Genomic DNA, 17626 nt, shown 5'->3' with positions numbered 1-17626 from the left:
CGCATGCGGATCCTTGCGGCGATGAGCGGTGGAGTCGACTCCGCCGTCGCGGCCGCCCGAGCCGTGGAGGCGGGGCACGACGTGGTCGGAGTGCATCTGGCTCTCTCCCGGGCGGGAGGAACCCTGCGCACGGGCAGTCGCGGGTGCTGCACGATCGAGGATGCGCTGGACGCCCGTCGTGCCGCTGACGTGCTCGGCATCCCGTTCTACGTGTGGGACTTCTCGGAGCGTTTCCGCGACGACGTGATCCAGGACTTCATCTCCGAATACCAGGCCGGCCGCACCCCGAATCCGTGCATGCGGTGCAACGAGAAGATCAAGTTCGCCGCGCTCCTGGAGCGCGCGATCGAGCTGGGCTTCGACGCGGTGTGCACCGGCCACTACGCGACGCTGATCGACGGCGAGGGCGGTCTCGAGCTGCACCGCGCCTCCGACAACGCCAAGGACCAGTCCTACGTGCTGGGAGTGCTGACCGCCGAGCAGCTCGCGCACACCTATTTCCCCCTCGGCACGACGCCGTCGAAGGCCATCGTCCGCGCGGAAGCCGAGGCACGGGGTCTGAGCGTCGCCCAGAAGCCGGACAGCCACGACATCTGCTTCATCCCCGATGGGGACACCCGAGGCTGGCTCGCCGAGAAGGTCGGCACGGCGACGGGTGAGATCGTCGATCGCACCGGAGAGGTCGTGGGCTCGCACGAAGGTGCCCACGCTTTCACTGTGGGACAGCGCCGCGGCCTCAAGCTCGGAGTCCCGGCAGCGGACGGCAAGCCGCGGTTCGTGCTCGAGGTGCGCCCGGTCTCGAACACCGTCGTGGTCGGTCCGAAAGAAGCCCTCGCGATCGCCGAGATCGCCGGGGAGCGGTTCAGCTGGGCCGGCGCCGCACCCACCGAGGCATCCTTCGAATGCCACGTGCAGATCCGCGCCCATGCCGAGCCGGTCGCCGCGCACGCCGCGACCTCCGACGAAGGGGTACGCGTCACCCCGGAGCTGCCGCTCGACGGTGTCGCACCAGGGCAGACCGCCGTGCTCTACATCGGAACCCGTGTACTCGGGCAGTTCACGATCGACACCACGGTCTCGGCCGTTCCCGTCGGCACGTAGACGCTTCGGGTGTCGGTGCCCGCTCGTAGACTGACGGGGTGCCGGAGAACATCTCGCTGGAAGACGCCCGAACCGAAGCCGAGGAGCTGACCACTCGCATCCTCGATGCGAAAGAGGCCTACTACGGCCGTGACACCTCCTTGGTCGACGACTTCACATATGACGGATGGATGCACCGGCTCGAAGAGCTCGAACGTCTACATCCCGAACTGCAGGGACAGGACTCGCCGACGCAGATGGTCGGAGCCGCCGAGGCGACAGGGCTCGCGACCATCGAGCACGCGGAGCGGATGCTCAGCCTCGACAACGTCTTCTCCATCGAAGAGCTGAGGGAGTGGGCGGCGAAGACGAAGGCCGCGGCCGGGCGCGAGGTCGCCTGGCTCACCGAGCTGAAGATCGACGGACTGGCGATCAATCTCCGCTACGAGAACGGTGTTCTGACCTCTGCAGCGACCAGAGGCGATGGGCGTGTGGGAGAGATCGTCACCGAGAACGCTCTGCGTCTTCCCGAGATCCCGTACCGGCTGAGCGGGGAGGGCCACCCCTCGATCGTCGAGGTGCGCGGCGAGGTCTTCATCCCGGTGGCCGCGTTCGAACGACTCAATGCGGCGCAGGCGTCCTTCCGCGAGCGCGCGTATGCCGATGCTCTGGAGCGGTGGGAGTCGCGTGGGGGAGTGAAGAAGCCCTTCGATGAGGAGAAGGCTCGAACCGCGGCCGCCCGACGATTCCCCGCCTTCGCGAATCCGCGCAACGCGGCCAGCGGAGGGCTCCGTCAACAGATCGACAAGAAGAACGGGCTCGAGCTCGAGGCAGGCCTGCTGCGGATCGAGTCGCTCGCCCTCTACGTGCACGGCGTGGGCGCATGGACGAACCCTCCCGTGGCGGCGCAGAGCGAGGTATACGACCTGCTCGCACAGTGGGGGCTGCCCACGAGCCCGCACACGAAGGTGTGTCGCACCGTCGACGAGGTCGTATCGTTCGTGGAGTACTTCGGCGAACACCGGCACGACATCGAGCACGAGCTCGACGGGATCGTGGTCAAGGTCGACGAACTCGAGCTGCACGACGAGCTCGGTGCGACGAGCCGCGCGCCGCGCTGGGCGATCGCCTACAAGTACCCGCCGGAAGAGGTGCAGACGAAGCTGCTCGACATCGTCGTGTCGGTCGGTCGCACCGGTCGCGCGACCCCGTTCGCGGTCATGGCCCCCGCGCACGTCGCCGGTTCCGTCGTCCGCCAGGCGACCCTGCACAACAAAGACGTCGTCAAGGCGAAGGGGGTGCTGATCGGCGACACCGTCGTGCTCCGCAAAGCCGGCGACGTCATCCCCGAGGTCCTCGGACCGGTGGTCGAGAAGCGCGACGGCAGCGAGCGGGAGTTCGTGATGCCCGTCGACTGCCCGGAGTGCGGCACACCGCTGCGGGCGATGAAGGAGGGCGATATCGATCTGCGATGCCCGAATGCGAGGTCGTGCCCGGCACAGGTGCGCGGCCGCGTCGAGCACATCGGCTCCCGTGGAGCCCTCGACGTCGAAGCGCTGGGCGAGGTCACCGCCGCCGCGCTGACGCAGCCCACGTCTCCCACGGTGCCGCCCCTCGAAACCGAGGCGGGCCTTTTCGCGCTCACCCTCGAGCAGCTCGTTCCCATCGAGCTCTTCGTGCGCGACGCCGAGACGGGCCTCCCCAAGGAGGACGAGGACGGGATCGTGAAGACCCGAGCACCGTTCAGACGAAACCCCACAGCGACCGAGAAGAGGGCCGGTCTCGAGGGGCCCCAGCCCTCATCCCAGGCGCTCACCCTGCTCGCTGAGCTGGAGAAGGCGAAGACCAAGGATCTGTGGCGACTGCTCGTGTCGCTGAACATCCGTCATGTCGGCCCTGTCGCCGCCAGGGCGCTTGCGCAGTGGTTCGGTTCCCTCGATGCGATCCGCACGGCCTCGCGCGATGAGCTGGCCGCTGTGGAGGGCGTGGGCGGGATCATCGCCGATTCGCTGCTCGCCTGGTTCGACGTCGACTGGCACCAGGAGATCGTGCAGCAGTGGGCGGATGCGGGTGTGCAGTGGGCGACGCCCGGCCACCCCGGCCCCGGTGCGGCTGTCGCCGAGGGCGGCGTCCTCGAAGGTCTGACGGTGGTGGCGACCGGCTCGCTCGACGGATATACGCGAGAGGGTGCGCAGGAGGCCATCCTCAAAGCGGGCGGGAAGGCGGCCTCCAGCGTCTCGAAGAAGACCCACTTCGTCGCTGCCGGCCCCGGCGCGGGGTCGAAGCTGGCGAAGGCGGAAGAGCTCGGTCTGCGCATCCTCGACGCGGCGCAGTTCCACATCCTGGTCACCCAAGGGCCTGACGCCCTCCCGCCCATGGCCGAACAGTCGTGAAGCGCTACGGACCGCTGATCGTGGTCCGTGAGGCGCTGGCTGTCGGAGACCCCGGTCGGCATCACCTGCGGCTGAGCCCTGACGCCGTGATCATCCGCGAGGGCGTCGAGAGCCGTGGAATCGTGCGATGGGCCGACATCGAGGAGATCGCGATCGACGTCCCTACGACGAGGTTCCGCCTGCCGGGTCTGGTCAGCACGCTGCTGCTCGGGGCGCTGACCGCCGCGATGCTGTCCGACCCCGGGGTCGATCCCGATGACGGTTCGGTGACACTGACCGTCGACGGCGAGCCGCGCACTCTCCCGCTGAGCCGGCATCACGTCGGGGGCTATTGGGCGCCCACGGTCACAGGCGCGCAGCGACTCATCGCCCATCTCATCGCGCACCCGGAACAGCGGGCGCTTCTCGCACACCCGGAGCCGCTGATCGACGTGGCGGCACGTCTCGCGCGCGGAGCGGTATAGTCCGTCCCGCGCGCGAGTGCGGTCAGCTCTTGTGACGCGGCTTGCGGAACGGCTTCTCGTCGCGCGTGTCGCGTGCCGGACGCTCATCGCGATCCCGGCGCTCGAAACGGTCTCCCCGTCCGCCGTCATCGCGGCTCTCACGGGGACCTCCCGCGCGTCGTGCGCCGGGGCCGCGGTCGGGCTTGATCTCGATCAGACGACCGGAGATGCGCGTATCGCGCAGCTTCTCGAGGACGGAAGCGTCGAGGTTCGACGGCAGCTCCACGGTGGAGAAGTCGGGGCGGATGTTGATCGCGCCGAAGTCGTCGCGTCCCAGTCCGCCCTCGTTGGCGAGTGCGCCGACGATCTGTCGCGGCTCCACACGATGACGCCGGCCGACCTCGATGCGGTAGGCGGTGTAGTCGCCCCGCCCGCGTCGCTCGGTACGCGGTTCGCGAGCGTCGCGGCCAGCGCGCTCTCGCGGCGGACGATTGTCGGCTTCCACAGCCCTGGTGAGGGCATCGTTGGCGGGGTCCAGGAGCAGCGGCTTGTCGCCCTGCGCCACGACGGCGAGGGCCGCGGCCACATCGCCCTCCGGCACGTCGTGGTGACGGACGTAGTGCGCGACGATATCGCGGAACGCCTCGATGCGCGCGGTCTCCGACAGCGCCGTGGTGATCGCGTCGTCGAAGCGGGTCAGGCGCGTGGTGTTGACGTCTTCCGTGCTGGGCAGCTGCATCTGCGTCGGGACCTGACGCGTCGCCTTCTCGATGTGCTTGAGCAGGTAGCGCTCGCGCGGCGTGATGAAGCTGATCGCATCACCGCTGCGACCCGCACGGCCCGTGCGTCCGATGCGGTGCACGTACGACTCGGTGTCGGTGGGGATGTCGAAGTTGATGACGTGGCTGATGCGCTCGACATCGAGACCGCGCGCGGCGACGTCGGTCGCGACGAGGATGTCGAGCTTGCCGTCCTTGAGCTGGTTCACGCTGCGTTCGCGCTGCACCTGGGGCACGTCGCCGTTGATCGCGGCGGCGGAGTAGCCACGGGCACGCAGCTTCTCGGCGAGCGTCTCGGTCTCGTTCTTGGTGCGGACGAAGACGATCATGCCGTCGAAGTTCTCGACCTCGAGGATGCGGGTGAGTGCGTCGACCTTCTGCGCGTACGACACCACGAGGTACCGCTGCGTGATGTTCGTGCCGGTAGCGGTCTTCGACTTGATGCTGATCTCTTCCGGATCGCGCAGGTACTTCTGCGCGAGGCGACGGATCTGCGGGGGCATGGTCGCGGAGAACAGGGCGACCTGCTTCTCGACGGGCGTCTGCGCGAGGATCTGCTCGACATCTTCCGCGAAGCCCATCTTCAACATCTCATCGGCCTCGTCGAGCACCAGGTACTGCAGCTGCGAGAGGTCGAGAGTGCCCTTGGCGAGGTGGTCCATGATGCGCCCCGGCGTGCCGACGATCACGTGCACGCCGCGGCGCAGAGCGGAGAGCTGCACGCCGTAGGCCTGGCCGCCGTAGACGGGCAGCATGTGCACGCCCTTCATCTTGGAGGCGTAGGACTCGAAGGCTTCACAGACCTGCAGGGCGAGCTCGCGCGTGGGAGCCAGTACGAGGGCCTGCGGGGTCTTCTGCGAGACGTCGAGGCGCTCGAGGACGGGGAGCGCGAATGCCGCGGTCTTCCCGGTACCGGTCTGCGCCATGCCGACGACATCGCGGCCGGCGAGAAGAGTCGGGATGGTGGCCGCCTGGATGGGCGACGGGGTCTCGTAGCCGAGATCCTTGATGGCTTTGAGGACGGGCCCGGTGATGCCGAGCTCCTCGAATCCGGGGGTCGCGGGAGTGTCCTCGGGGGCGTCGGTCAGCACTGCATCTTCAGGGGTCACTTCCCAAGGGTAGCGCGCCGAGGCGATCGGCGCCTGTGAGGGCGTCCTCAGGCGCCGGTCGTCAGCGCGATCAGCTTGTCCTTCACCTGGCGCCGGAGCACCTTCCCGATCAGGGACTTCGGGAGCTCGTCGACGACGAAGACACGACGAGGGACCTTGTAGGGCGTGAGGATGCTCCGTGCGAAATCGCGGATGGCCTCGACGTCGACATCGGTTCCCTGGTCGACGACGATCGCCGCGACCACCTCTTCGCCGGAGTGCTCGCTCGGCAGACCGACGACCGCAGCGTCCGCGACCTGCGGGTGCTGACGCAGGGCGTTCTCGACCTCGGTGGGGGCGACGTTGAATCCGCCCGTGATGATGAGTTCCTTGATGCGGTCGACGATGCGCACGAAACCGGCGTCGTCGATCGTCACGATGTCGCCCGTGCGGTACCACCCGTCGACGAAGACGGCCTCGGTCTCCTCGGGCTTGCCGTAATAGCCCGAGAACACCTGCGGACCGCGCACGACGAGTTCGCCGGCGGTGCCGGGCGGTACGTCTTCGCTCGGGTTCTCCGGGTCCACGACGCGGCATTCGGTGCCCGGAAGGGGGAGTCCGACGGTGCCGGGAACGCGATTGTCCGCGACCGGGTTGGCCATGAGGACAGGTGAGCACTCGCTGAGTCCGTAGCCCTCGACCAGATAGCCGTGGGTGGCCTCCTCGAACGGGACGACCAACTCGTGCGGCAGGGCCATGGCACCCGAGATGGCCACCTCGATGCCGTCGAGCGAGACGCCGTCGGCCTTCGCGGCGGCGAGGAGGCGATCCGCGATGGGCGGCACGAGCGGCAGGAATGTCGCCGGGTGCTTCTTGACGACGTCGAGAACGAGTGCCGGGTCGAACTTGGGGAAGAGCACCAGTCGTGCACCCATCGACATCGCGAAAGTCAGGCAGAGCGTGAGCCCGTAAGCATGGAACATCGGCAGGACGGCGTAGACGACGCATCCCTTGCCCCGTTGGATGGAGGGGACCCACGCCTGGGCCTGTGCGGCGTTGGCCAGCAGGTTGCGGTGCGTGAGCGCCGCTCCCTTCGGCGTCCCCGTCGTTCCGGAGGTGTACTGGATGATCGCGAGATCGTCGGTCAGCGGCTTCGGGTGCGACGCCGGCAGTGGTTCCGAGCCCAGCAGCGTGTCCCAGACGACCGTGCCGCGCACCCTCTCCGTGAGCGCGGCTCGCGACTCGCGTGCTTTGGTCACCGGCAGCCGCAGGGCGAAACGCGTGAGGAAGGGCATGGCGCGGGTCACGTCCACCGAGACGAGGTTCGTCACCGCGAGATCCGCCGGGAACTCCTGCACCGTGGAGACGACTTTGTTCCACACGATCGCGTGCTTCGCGCCGTGGTCTTCGAACTGCTTGCGCAGCTCACGCGGCGTGTAGAGCGGGTTGTGCTCGACGACGACGGCGCCGAGTCGGAGCACCGCATAGAAGGCCACGATGTGCTGCGGGCAGTTCGGCAGCACGATGGCGACGGGGTCGCCGGCGCGGACACCCAGATCGCGCAGACCCGCCGCCGCACGGTCGATCGCGGACTGGAGCTGCGCATAGGTCGTCTCCCGGCCGAAGAACTGGAGGGCGGGGGCGTCCGGATAGTCGCGCGCCGAGGCGGCGACGATGTCCACGAGCGATCCGTCGACGGGAGGGAGGTCTTCCGGGACGCCGGCGGCATAGCTGGCGATCCACGGGCGAGGAGGCTGGAACGTGCTCACCCGCCCAGCATAGGGCGAGCCGCGTGGAGAGCATGGGACTGCCGAGCGCGCCAACTAGACTGGGGGAGTGTCTGAAATCACCCCTGAACTCGTGCGCCATCTCGGTGTGCTCGCACGCATCCAGCTGAACGACGACGAGGTGTCGCGGCTCACGAGCCAGCTCGACGCGATCGTCGACAACATCGCGAAGGTGTCGGAGGTCGCAACCCCCGACGTCGTCGCGACGAGCCACCCGATCCCGCTGAGCAATGTCTTCCGTCCCGACGTGGTCGGGCAGACGCTCACGCACGAGCAGGTGCTTCAGAACGCACCGGATGCCGCCGACGGCCGTTTCCGCGTGACCGCGATCCTGGGAGAAGAGCAGTGAGCGACATCATCCGGCTGGATGCGGCGGAGCTCGCCGCGAAGCTCGCCGCCGGCGAGGTGTCGAGCGTCGAGGCCACGCAGGCGCACCTCGACCGCATCGCTGCGGTCGACGGCGACGTCCACGCGTTCCTGCACGTCAACGAGGGGGCGCTCGAGGCCGCAGCGGCGATCGACGCACGACGGGCCGCCGGTGAGGTTCTCGGTCCGCTCGCAGGCGTGCCGCTGGCGATCAAGGACGTGCTGGTCACGACCGACCAGCCGACGACGAGCGGCTCGCGCATCCTCGAGGGATACCGCTCGCCGTACGACGCCACGGTCGTGGCACGTTCACGCGCGGCGGGGATGATCGCCCTCGGCAAGACGAACATGGACGAGTTCGCCATGGGCTCCTCCACCGAGCACTCGGCGTACGGTCCCACGCACAACCCCTGGGACCTCGATCGGATTCCTGGTGGCTCCGGCGGTGGCTCGGCCGCCGCGGTCGCCGCCTTCGAGGCACCTCTCGCACTCGGTTCCGACACCGGAGGCTCGATCCGCCAGCCCGCCCACGTGACCGGCACGGTCGGCGTCAAGCCGACATACGGCGGTGTGAGCCGCTATGGAGCCATCGCCCTCGCCTCCAGCCTCGACCAGGTCGGCCCGGTCTCGCGGACCGTGCTCGATTCCGGTCTGCTCCACGACGCGATCGGCGGACATGACCCGAAGGACTCGACCTCGCTGCGCGACGCGTGGCCCTCGTTCGCCGAGGCCGCGCGAGAGGGTGCGCGCGGAGACGTGCTCAAGGGCCTCAAGGTGGGCGTCATCCGTGAGCTGCCCGACAGCGGATTCCAGCCCGGTGTGGCATCGTCCTTCCGCAGCGCACTCGCGCTCATGGAGTCGCAGGGTGCTGAGATCGTCGAGATCGGCGCCCCCCACTTCGAGTACGGGGTCGCCGCGTATTACCTGATCCTCCCGGCCGAGGCATCCAGCAACCTCGCGAAGTTCGACTCGGTGCGGTTCGGCCTTCGGGTGACTCCCGATGGCAACCCGACCGTCGAAGATGTCATGTCCGCGACGCGCGACGCCGGATTCGGCGACGAGGTCAAGCGACGCATCATCCTCGGCACCTACGCGCTGTCCGCCGGTTACTACGACGCCTACTACGGCAGTGCACAGAAGGTCCGCACCCTCATCCAGCAGGACTTCGCGAACGCCTTCGCCGAGGTCGATGTGATCGCGACGCCCTCGGCGCCGACGACGGCGTTCAAGCTCGGCGAGAAGATCGACGACCCGCTGCAGATGTACCTGAACGACATCACCACGATCCCGGTGAACCTCGCTGGCGTTCCCGGCATCTCCATCCCCAGCGGTCTGGCAGACGACGACGGTCTCCCCGTCGGCATCCAGTTCATCGCTCCGGCGCGTGAGGACGCCCGCCTCTACCGTGTGGGAGCGGCACTCGAGACGCTCCTCGTCGATTCGTGGGGCGCCCCGCTGCTCACCCGTGCACCGCAGCTCGCAGGAGGGAAGCGCTGATGGCCGCCGCCAAGCTCATGGACTTCGACAAGGCGCTCGAGATGTTCGAGCCGGTCCTCGGATTCGAGGTGCACGTCGAGCTCAACACGAACACGAAGATGTTCTCGGATGCGCCGAACCCGGCGAACGAGGCGTTCCACGCCGCCGAGCCGAACACGCTCATCGCCCCGGTCGACCTCGGTCTGCCCGGGTCGCTGCCGGTCGTGAACGAGACGGCCATCCGATCCTCGATCAGCCTGGGGCTCGCCCTCGGCTGCTCGATCGCGGAGTCGAGCCGATTCGCCCGGAAGAACTACTTCTACCCGGACCTCGGCAAGAACTACCAGATCTCGCAGTACGACGAGCCGATCGCCTATGAGGGATCGGTCGAGGTCGAGCTCGAGGACGGAACGCTCATCACGATCCCCATCGAGCGCGCACACATGGAGGAAGACGCCGGAAAGCTGACCCACATGGGCGGGGCGACCGGACGCATCCAGGGCGCCGAGTACTCGCTGGTCGACTACAACCGTGCGGGCGTGCCTCTGGTCGAGATCGTCACCAAGACGATCTTCGGTACCGACCATCGCGCACCCGAGGTCGCCAAGGCGTACGTGCAGGCCATCCGCGACATCGTCCGCGGACTCGGCATCTCCGAGGCGCGTCTCGAGCGCGGCAACCTGCGATGCGACGCGAACGTCTCCCTCCGGCCTCGCGGTCAGGAGAAGCTCGGCACGCGCACGGAGACGAAGAACGTCAACTCCATGCGGTCGGTCGAGCGTGCGGTGCGGTATGAGATCCAGCGCCAGGCGCAGATCCTCGCCGACGGCGGGACCATCACGCAGGAGACCCGGCACTGGCACGAGGACACGGGCACGACCTCGCCCGGCCGCCCCAAGTCCGATGCCGACGACTACCGCTACTTCCCGGAGCCCGATCTGCTGCCGGTGGAGCCTGCCGCCGAACTGATCGAAGAGCTGCGGGCGGCACTTCCCGAGCAGCCGGTGGCACGCCGTCGCCGCCTGATGGCGGAGTGGGGCTTCACCGACCTGGAGTTCCAGGATGTCCGCAACGGCGGACTGCTCGAGGCCGTGGAGGCGACGATCGCCGCTGGGGCGACTCCAGCCACGGCACGCAAGTGGTGGACGGGTGAGATCTCCCGTCTCGCGAACGCCCAGGAGAAGGACGCCACCGAGCTCATCAGCCCGGAGAACGTCGCAGCCCTGCAGCAGCTCGTCGATGCCGGCACCCTCACCGACAAGCTCGCTCGTCAGGTGCTCGAAGGCGTCATCGCCGGCGAGGGCAACCCGCAGGAGGTCGTCGACGCCCGTGGACTCGCGGTCGTATCGGACGACGGCGCATTGATCGCCGCTATCGACGAAGCACTCGCCGCACAGCCCGACGTCATGGCGAAGATCAAGGACGGCAAGGTGCAGGCCGCCGGTGCCGTCATCGGAGCCGTGATGAAGGCGATGAAGGGCCAGGCGGACGCCGCACGCGTCCGTGAACTCATTCTCGAGCGCGCTGCGCAGTAGCGTGCGACCCCGGGCCTCATGTCGGAGGCCCGGGGGAGGATGGATGCATGGGACACGGTGACGGCAGCGGACGCATCGTGTCCGCCATCGATGCCGACGACACCGGTACGAGGATCCTGCACGTCGACATGGACGCGTTCTACGCGGCGGTCGAGGTGCTCGATGATCCTTCTCTTCGCGGTCTGCCGCTGATCATCGGCGCGCCGGACGGCCGTTCGGTCGTCTCGAGCGCGTCGTATGAGGCCCGCCGATACGGCGTTCGCGCGGCGATGCCGGTTTCGCAGGCCCTCAGGCTGTGTCCGTCCGCGCGTATCGTCCCCCCGCACTTCCACCGGTACCAGGAGGTCTCTCGGCAGGTGATGGCGATCTTCGAATCGTTCACGCCGCTCGTGGAGCCGCTGTCCGTCGACGAGGCATTCCTCGACGTGCAGGGTGTGCGCCGTCTCTGGGGGAGCCCCGGGCGCATTGCCGAACTCATCCGAGCGCGCGTCCTCGACGAGGTCGGGATCACGTGCAGCGTCGGCGTCGCCGCCACCAAGCACGTCGCCAAGATGGCTTCGACGATATCCAAGCCCGACGGGATGCTCGTCGTCGCGGCAAAGGACACGCTCGACTTCCTCGCACCTCGACCGGTCCGCGCCATGTGGGGCGTCGGGCCGAAGGCCGCGGAAGCGCTGGAGGCACGGGGGATCCGAACGGTGCGAGATGTGAGAGATGCCCCGCGCGAGATGATCGAACGCGCTGTCGGACCTGCGTTGAGTGCGCGACTCGCACAGCTCGCCCGGGGAGAGGATCCGCGCGTCGTCGACACGGAGCGTGTGGAGAAGAGCATCGGTCATGAGGAGACCTTCGACGCCGACATCCTCGACCGCTCGTTCCTGCGCGCGGAACTGCTCCGACTGGCTGACCGCGTCGCTGCCCGACTCCGCCGAGCGGAGTGGGAGACATCGACCGTCGCGATCAAGATCCGTTTCGATGACTTCCGTACGCTGAGCCGGTCCCAGACGCTGAGCGAGCCCACAGCAGTGGGTCAGCGCATCGGAGAAGCCGCTCAGTCCCTGTTCGAGCAGATCGACCGACGCGATCCGGTGCGACTCGTCGGCGTCCGTGCCGAGAATCTTCGACCAGCCGGCGGAGGCGCCCTCGGGCTCTGGGACGACGACGAGGACTGGCGCCGAGTCGAGGGAGCGGTGGATGAGGCCGTCGCCCGGTTCGGCGCGGCGACCATCAGTCGCGCCCGACACATCGGCCGCGGCGATGGCAGAGGCGCCGCACAACATCCGAAGGCCCACGGCCTGGATTGATCCCACAGGGTGTGGTTCCTCGGCTAGCGTGGGGTTATGCCGAACATTGCACTGGAACTCGGAAAACAAGCTGCGTCCTTCGGCGTGAAGAGCGCCTATGGCGAGCCGCAGGACGTCGACGGTGTGAGCATCACGCCGGTCGCGTTCACCTACTCGGGCTTCGGCGGGGGCAGCGGAGACGGTGCCGAAGGTGGCGGTGGCGGTGGTGTCTCCGTTCCCGTAGGCGTGTATGTGCGTCGCGAAGAGGGCCTGCGCTTCGAGCCGAACATCGTCACGCTTCTCGTTGTCGCCGTGCCGTTCGTCTGGGTCGCCGGACGGGCGCTCACCCGCATCATCCGTGCCCTCAAGAAGTGACGACCCGGTCTCAGCCGCGCTGGAGCAGGCTGCGACACTGATCGAGCAGGATGTCCGCGCCGTCGCCGCTGTCAACCCGGTCGTGCTCATCGACGGCGGCAGCGGAGCCGGGAAGTCCACTCTCGCGTCCCTGCTCGTGCGTCGCTGGCCCGTGGTCGGCCATGTGCAGCTCATCGCGCTGGACTCGCTGTACCCCGGCTGGGATGGTCTCGAAGGCGGCGTCGAGCGCGCCCTGGAGTGGATCCTCCGCCCGCACGGCCGCGGTTACCTCGGAACCTGGCGGCGGTGGGACTGGGAAGCTCAGGCTGAGGCGGAAAGCCACGCCGTCGATCCGGCTCTCGGCGTGATCGTCGAGGGCAGCGGGATACTCCGGGCGTCGACCGCCGGCCTCGCCGACGTCAGAATCTGGGTGGAGTCCGCGGAGGCGTCGCGCAAGGCGCGCGCTCTGGCCCGCGACGGCGACACCTACCGCCCGCACTGGGACCGCTGGGCTGCGCAGGAGCGTCTGCACCGGGAGCGGGACGATCCTCGTTCCCTCGCCACCCGAGTCGTCGAGGTTCCCTAGCGCCTTCCATCGGCGTCGTCCGCCGCTTGTATGAGAACTTCCAGGCGGTAGCCGAGCCAGTCGTACACATCGTGACGGCCGTCGGTTCCGGTCTCTTCGTCGGAGGTGATCCCCAGGCGAGCCGCGATCACGAGTCGAATGGCGGTGAGCGTGCGGAGCCAGGAGTCGAGATCTGCCGCGGGGACCGAAAGCTCGCGCGTCAGGAGGGCCTCTGCCTCCTCGAGGCCGTCACCACCCTCGGGGAGTTCTCGGAGCGCTGCCCGCATCAGGCGCGCATCGCTGAGTCGCCGATCGAGGAGGTCCTCTCGCGTGCTCTCCGCGAAGCCGGCAGCGGAGGCGGGATCGTCGGGGTAAGGGTTCGGTGCCAGCCGGTCGATCGCGGGATCCCCGACGTCACGCGAGGTGACGAGCAGCTCCAGGAAGTCGTCCACGAGCTTCGCGAGGTGGTGCTCCTCGATGGCGGTGATCGGGACGACCACGGTGTCAGAGGTCATGGCGTCGCCTTCCTGACCGTGGCCCAGAGCCCGAACTCGTGCATGGCCTGTGCATGCACCTCCATGGTCTCGCGCGGTCCGGTGGCCACGATCGCATGTCCGTCGTGGTGCACGGCGAGCATCAACGCTGTCGCATGATCGAGGGAGTACCCGAAGTACGTACGGAAGACGCGCACCACGTAGCTCATCAGGTTGACGGGGTCGTTCCAGACCACCACCTGCCATGGCTCGAGCGGAGCGGCGCTCAGATCGGTCGCCTCATCGAGGGCGGGAACCGCTGTCGGAATCGTCACGCCCAGCCCATCTCGTGCAACTGCTCGTCGTCGATTCCGTAGAAGTGCGCGATCTCGTGGACCAGTGTGGTGTGGATCTCGTCGCGGAGCTCGTCGTCGGTCTCGCACTGCGCGAGGTGCGGTTCGCGGTAGACGACGATGCGATCGGGGAGTTCACCCATTCCGTATTGCGTCCGCTCGGTCAGCGCCAAGCCGTCGTAGAGCCCGAGCAGGTCGAGGCTGCCGTCCTCCGGCCGATCCTCGACGACGAACACCACGTTCTCCAGCCCCTCGACCATGTCGTCGGGGAGGCGGTCGAGCTCGTCGATCACGAGCTCTTCGAAGGCGGCGGCATCCATGTCCATCATCTTCAGCCTAGGGGCGACGGAAGGTCAGTGGAGGAGAACGAGGATCGCGGCCACCACGATGAACAGAGTGCCGAAGACCGTGTTGAGGACGCGCTGCCCTCGCGCCGTGCGCGTGAGACGACGGAAGGGGCGCGCGGCCGCGGCGAAGAACCCCCACATGACGATCACATCGACGACGATCACGGTGACGATGAGGGTGAGGTACTGCGGCAGTGGCGGCTCATCCAGCCGGACGAACTGCGGGATGAACGCCAGGAAGAAGACGATCGCCTTCGGGTTCAGCAGGTTGACCCAGAACCCCCGGCGGATCATCGACCAGTGGCTCTCCCGGGAATCGACCGGAACGGGAACGTCGTCGACCACGACCGCGGGCTTCGTGAGGATGAGACGTATCCCGAGGAACACCAGGTACGCGGCGCCGGCATAGCGGATGCCGTTGAAGAGCACCTCCGAGCGAGAGACCAGCAGCCCGACGCCGGCGGCCACGACAGCCACATGGACGATCAACGCGATCTGCTGCCCGACGATGCCCCAGATCGATCGTCGCCACCCTTGATTCATGGCGTTCGACATCGTGTTGATCGCACCGGCGCCGGGCGTGAAGCTGATCACGACGGAGGCGGTCAGCAAGGAGAACCAGACCGCGAGCGACACCTCGCCAGTCTAGAGCTCCGGAGGGGAACAGGCCGATCACGCGGAGATGCGAAGAAGGCCCGAACCTTACGATTCGGGCCTTCTTCAGGAGGGTGAGTAACGGGACTCGAACCCGCGACATCCGGCACCACAAGCCAGCGCTCTACCAGCTGAGCTATACCCACCATGTGCCCACCGGAGCAGGCAACCATACGAGTATATTACATGTTCGGAGTGAACTCGGACACCGTGCGCGAAGCGATCTCTCGAGCCTCGTCGCTGGACGGCCCCGGCTCATCGACGAACACCGCTTCGCGGTAGTACCGGAGCTCTCTGATCGACTCGAGGATGTCGGCGAGCGCACGGTGACCCCCGTCTTTGGAGGGGGCCTGGAAGAACACCCGCGGGTACCAACGGCGCGAGAGCTCCTTGATGCTGGAGACGTCGACGTTTCGGTAGTGCAACCACTGATCCACCCGCGGCATGTACTTCGCCAGGAACATCCGATCCGTGCCGATCGTGTTCCCGGCCAGAGGCGCTTTGCGCTCCAGCGGGACGAAGCGCTTGATGTACGCGAGAGTCTGGGACTCGGCCTCCTCCAGCGACACTCCACCGGCGATCTCCTCGATGAGTCCCGACGTCTCGTGCATCTTCGTGACGAAGTCGTTCATGTGCTCGAGGGCACTCTCATTGGGGCGGATCACCACCTGGAATCCCGGATCGATGGGGTTGAGCTCGAAGTCGGTGACGACGACGGCGATCTCGACGAGCTCGTCGACTGCCAGATCGAGGCCCGTCATCTCGCAGTCGATCCATACGAGACGATCATTCTCGGACGCAGATACCATGCCGCCATACTATCGACGGGCCCGACATCGCCGACCGGAGCGTGCTTCACGAAACGCGCCCGGGACCGCGATACTCTAGAGATGTGCGCCTCCGTAGCTCAGGGGATAGAGCAGGAGCCTTCTAATCTCTTGGTCGCAGGTTCGAATCCTGCCGGGGGCACCACACGACTCGAAAGCCCCGGGATACACCCCGCATCGAGGCCTTGGCCGTCGCATCTCCGCCTGCGTCGTCGACCGCGCTGAACTCGTCAGGAATAGCGGAGGGCCGCGACGGCATCATCCGCGCGCCAGAACTCACCGACGACCCGGAAGACGCCCGTCGCGAGATGAAGGCGCTCCGCGCGGTATCGAAGCCCGAGCGGATCCGCGACGATGCGCAGGTGACCGAGCACGTGCTCCCGCTGATCCTGCACTCTCCAGAGGTGATCCGCGGCGCGGACCAGATGCTCTCGTGCGGAAGCGAGTCGAGGCGTGGCGTAGGGGATCTCGGGGAGGGAGGTGATCAGGTTGTCGGACATCGGGGCTCCTTTCGTGATTCGAAGATATGACCGACCTCCGACATTCGGGCCGGCGAGGTCCTCCCGCCCTCATCGGGGCTTTCTCTCCACAGACGCCATCTGACCCAGACTGTCCACCGCTTGCACGATTCGGGCGATCGGCTCCCGTCGTCGCGCCCCACTCTGGAGGGACCCGGAAGCGATCCGGCGAACGAGAGGATGAGCACATGATCGACACCCTGACCATCGTGGGGAGAGTCGCGACCGACCCGACGCAGGTCCAGACCGGGGGTGGCGTCTCGGTCACCAACTTCCGCCTCGCCAGCACGCACCGCCGCTTCGACGCCGCGACCCAGACCTGGACGGACTCCGGGACCAACTGGTTCTCCGTGGCCGCATTCCGACAGCTCGGCGAGAATGCGAAGGCGTCGCTGCGCACCGGCGACAGCGTGATCGTGACCGGTCGCCTGAAGATCCGAAACTGGGAGAGCAACGGCAAACACGGCACCAGCGTCGACATCGAAGCAGATGCGATCGGACATGACCTGCGGTGGGGGACGACCGCCTACCGACCGCAGGCGCGTGCGCAGGCGAGCGCCACCGAGACGTCAACCGACTCCGCAGACGCGTCATCCGGCCATGACGGGGTCGGCGGCCCCGATGAGGAGAAGGACTCCTCGACGATCGACCTGTCCTGGGCTGATCCGGCAGTGGAGATGACGGGGACGGGCTGACCTGTCGAGTTTGGAGAGGTGAGGGCGCGGACCGGCTGTTCGGGCGAGACTAAGGGGAAGGCGACGTAGACTCGGCTCGTGCTTCGTCGATCGGTCCACTCGCCCGCGCGTGCAGCCGGCGTCCTCGCCGCCACGGCCGCGGCCGCCCTTCTTCTCTCCGGGTGCACGCCGAGCCCCGCTCCGTCACCTTCCCCGTCGGTCTCCGCCTCGCCCGGTGTGGAGCCGCCGGGTCCCGCGGCTCCCGTCCTGGTGCCCGATGGCACCGCCGAGGAGAACCTGCCTGTGTTCACGGCGACCGCGGAAGGCATCTGGGCGACCGATCAGCGGGGGTTCGGTCGCGCCTACATCGACGCTCTGATCAGTGCAGGGTTCGATCGCGAGGCGATGCAGGTGACCCAGGATCAGACCACGGTAGGGAATCCGGCGGAGAGTCTGCAGTTCTCCGTGCGCTGGGGCGACGATGAGTGTCTCGTCGGCCAGGTCGGGCCCTCCACGGGGCAAGTCGTCACCGCGGTTCTTCCGCAACTCGCCGAGGGGCGCTGCCTCATCGGCGCCACACGTCCTATCGACTGGTGACACGCCAGGGGGCCGGTAGGCTGGAGTGTCGATC

The 17626-nt window shown here is 67.6% G+C and carries 19 protein-coding genes and 2 tRNA genes; 12 read left to right on the top strand and 9 right to left on the bottom strand.

The features are described 5' to 3' along the window. Positions 1-3 precede the first annotated feature (3 nt). Genes mnmA through D514_RS33195 form a run of 3 tightly spaced genes read left to right on the top strand, consistent with a single transcriptional unit; the run spans position 4 to position 3937 of the window. Positions 4-1101, top strand: a complete 1098-nt coding sequence (gene mnmA / locus D514_RS33205) for a tRNA 2-thiouridine(34) synthase MnmA (RefSeq protein WP_031206172.1) — start codon at positions 4-6, stop codon at positions 1099-1101. Positions 1102-1139: 38 nt separating this feature from the next. Then, positions 1140-3473: an NAD-dependent DNA ligase LigA gene (gene ligA / locus D514_RS33200; protein WP_017830695.1), complete on the top strand. Its 2334-nt coding sequence runs from the start codon at positions 1140-1142 to the stop codon at positions 3471-3473. Next, positions 3470-3937 carry a hypothetical protein gene (locus D514_RS33195; RefSeq protein WP_017830694.1) on the top strand — a complete coding sequence of 156 codons (468 nt, stop codon included), beginning with the start codon at positions 3470-3472 and terminating at the stop codon, positions 3935-3937. Before ligA ends, D514_RS33195 begins: the two co-directional genes overlap by 4 nt. Before the next feature lie 22 nt (positions 3938-3959). Here D514_RS33195 and D514_RS33190 read toward each other — a convergent pair whose 3' ends face one another. Continuing rightward, complete coding sequence (locus D514_RS33190; protein WP_017830693.1) at positions 3960-5786, bottom strand: DEAD/DEAH box helicase; 1827 nt, start codon at positions 5784-5786, stop codon at positions 3960-3962. Positions 5787-5851: 65 nt separating this feature from the next. Continuing rightward, positions 5852-7552: a long-chain-fatty-acid--CoA ligase gene (locus D514_RS33185; protein ID WP_017830692.1), complete on the bottom strand. Its 1701-nt coding sequence runs from the start codon at positions 7550-7552 to the stop codon at positions 5852-5854. A gap of 67 nt (positions 7553-7619) precedes the next feature. On the opposite strand from D514_RS33185, the gene gatC reads away from it, so the two are divergent. From gatC to D514_RS33155, 6 genes are read left to right on the top strand one after another with little or no spacing between them, the layout of a single operon-like run. Beyond that, positions 7620-7919: an Asp-tRNA(Asn)/Glu-tRNA(Gln) amidotransferase subunit GatC gene (gene gatC, locus D514_RS33180; RefSeq protein ID WP_031206170.1), complete on the top strand. Its 300-nt coding sequence runs from the start codon at positions 7620-7622 to the stop codon at positions 7917-7919. Further along, entirely contained in the window at positions 7916-9433 is a 1518-nt protein-coding gene (gene gatA / locus D514_RS33175; RefSeq protein ID WP_017830690.1) for an Asp-tRNA(Asn)/Glu-tRNA(Gln) amidotransferase subunit GatA, read from the top strand. Before gatC ends, gatA begins: the two co-directional genes overlap by 4 nt. Next, positions 9433-10947, top strand: a complete 1515-nt coding sequence (gatB, locus tag D514_RS33170) for an Asp-tRNA(Asn)/Glu-tRNA(Gln) amidotransferase subunit GatB (RefSeq protein ID WP_017830689.1) — start codon at positions 9433-9435, stop codon at positions 10945-10947. Before gatA ends, gatB begins: the two co-directional genes overlap by 1 nt. A 47-nt stretch (positions 10948-10994) precedes the next feature. Continuing rightward, positions 10995-12251, top strand: coding sequence for a DNA polymerase IV (gene dinB / locus D514_RS33165; protein WP_017830688.1), 1257 nt, complete (start codon positions 10995-10997; stop codon positions 12249-12251). A gap of 36 nt (positions 12252-12287) precedes the next feature. Beyond that, positions 12288-12605 (top strand): hypothetical protein, encoded by a 318-nt coding sequence (locus tag D514_RS33160; protein WP_031206169.1) that lies wholly within the window; start codon positions 12288-12290, stop codon positions 12603-12605. After that, on the top strand, positions 12589-13170 hold the full coding sequence (locus tag D514_RS33155; protein ID WP_017830686.1) for a hypothetical protein: 582 nt from the start codon (positions 12589-12591) through the stop codon (positions 13168-13170). Before D514_RS33160 ends, D514_RS33155 begins: the two co-directional genes overlap by 17 nt. Here the strand turns inward: D514_RS33155 and D514_RS33150 are convergent. The 6 genes from D514_RS33150 to orn form a co-directional block, all read right to left on the bottom strand. Further along, on the bottom strand, positions 13167-13664 hold the full coding sequence (locus tag D514_RS33150) for a DUF2017 family protein (protein ID WP_017830685.1): 498 nt from the start codon (positions 13662-13664) through the stop codon (positions 13167-13169). The genes D514_RS33155 and D514_RS33150 overlap by 4 nt on opposite strands. After that, the gene (gene clpS, locus D514_RS33145; RefSeq protein WP_236610991.1) at positions 13661-13951 is read right to left on the bottom strand and encodes an ATP-dependent Clp protease adapter ClpS; all 291 of its coding nucleotides are present in this window, start codon (positions 13949-13951) and stop codon (positions 13661-13663) included. Before clpS ends, D514_RS33150 begins: the two co-directional genes overlap by 4 nt. A 2-nt stretch (positions 13952-13953) precedes the next feature. Further along, positions 13954-14304, bottom strand: coding sequence for a metallopeptidase family protein (locus D514_RS33140; protein ID WP_031206166.1), 351 nt, complete (start codon positions 14302-14304; stop codon positions 13954-13956). 24 nt (positions 14305-14328) lie between these two features. Then, a complete protein-coding gene (locus tag D514_RS33135) occupies positions 14329-14958 on the bottom strand; it encodes a LysE family translocator (RefSeq protein ID WP_017830682.1) in 630 nt (209 codons plus the stop codon). Between the two features lie 91 nt (positions 14959-15049). Further along, positions 15050-15122, bottom strand: a tRNA-His gene (locus tag D514_RS33130). A gap of 36 nt (positions 15123-15158) precedes the next feature. Next, the gene (orn, locus tag D514_RS33125; RefSeq protein ID WP_017830681.1) at positions 15159-15785 is read right to left on the bottom strand and encodes an oligoribonuclease; all 627 of its coding nucleotides are present in this window, start codon (positions 15783-15785) and stop codon (positions 15159-15161) included. An 87-nt stretch (positions 15786-15872) separates the two neighbouring features. Between orn and D514_RS33120 the strand changes: the two genes are divergently transcribed. Next, a tRNA-Arg gene (locus tag D514_RS33120) sits at positions 15873-15948 on the top strand. Positions 15949-16033: 85 nt separating this feature from the next. On the opposite strand, the gene D514_RS33115 is transcribed toward D514_RS33120, so the two are convergent. Then, entirely contained in the window at positions 16034-16303 is a 270-nt protein-coding gene (locus D514_RS33115) for a hypothetical protein (protein ID WP_017830680.1), read from the bottom strand. A 206-nt stretch (positions 16304-16509) separates the two neighbouring features. On the opposite strand from D514_RS33115, the gene D514_RS33110 reads away from it, so the two are divergent. Beyond that, positions 16510-17016, top strand: coding sequence for a single-stranded DNA-binding protein (locus D514_RS33110; protein WP_017830679.1), 507 nt, complete (start codon positions 16510-16512; stop codon positions 17014-17016). Between the two features lie 78 nt (positions 17017-17094). Beyond that, on the top strand, positions 17095-17592 hold the full coding sequence (locus D514_RS33105) for a hypothetical protein (protein ID WP_017830678.1): 498 nt from the start codon (positions 17095-17097) through the stop codon (positions 17590-17592). Positions 17593-17626 lie beyond the last annotated feature (34 nt).

The organism is Microbacterium sp. UCD-TDU, from assembly GCF_000340625.1.
In the GTDB taxonomy this organism is placed as follows: domain Bacteria; phylum Actinomycetota; class Actinomycetes; order Actinomycetales; family Microbacteriaceae; genus Microbacterium; species Microbacterium maritypicum.
This window is presented reverse-complemented; position numbering and strand designations above follow the sequence as displayed.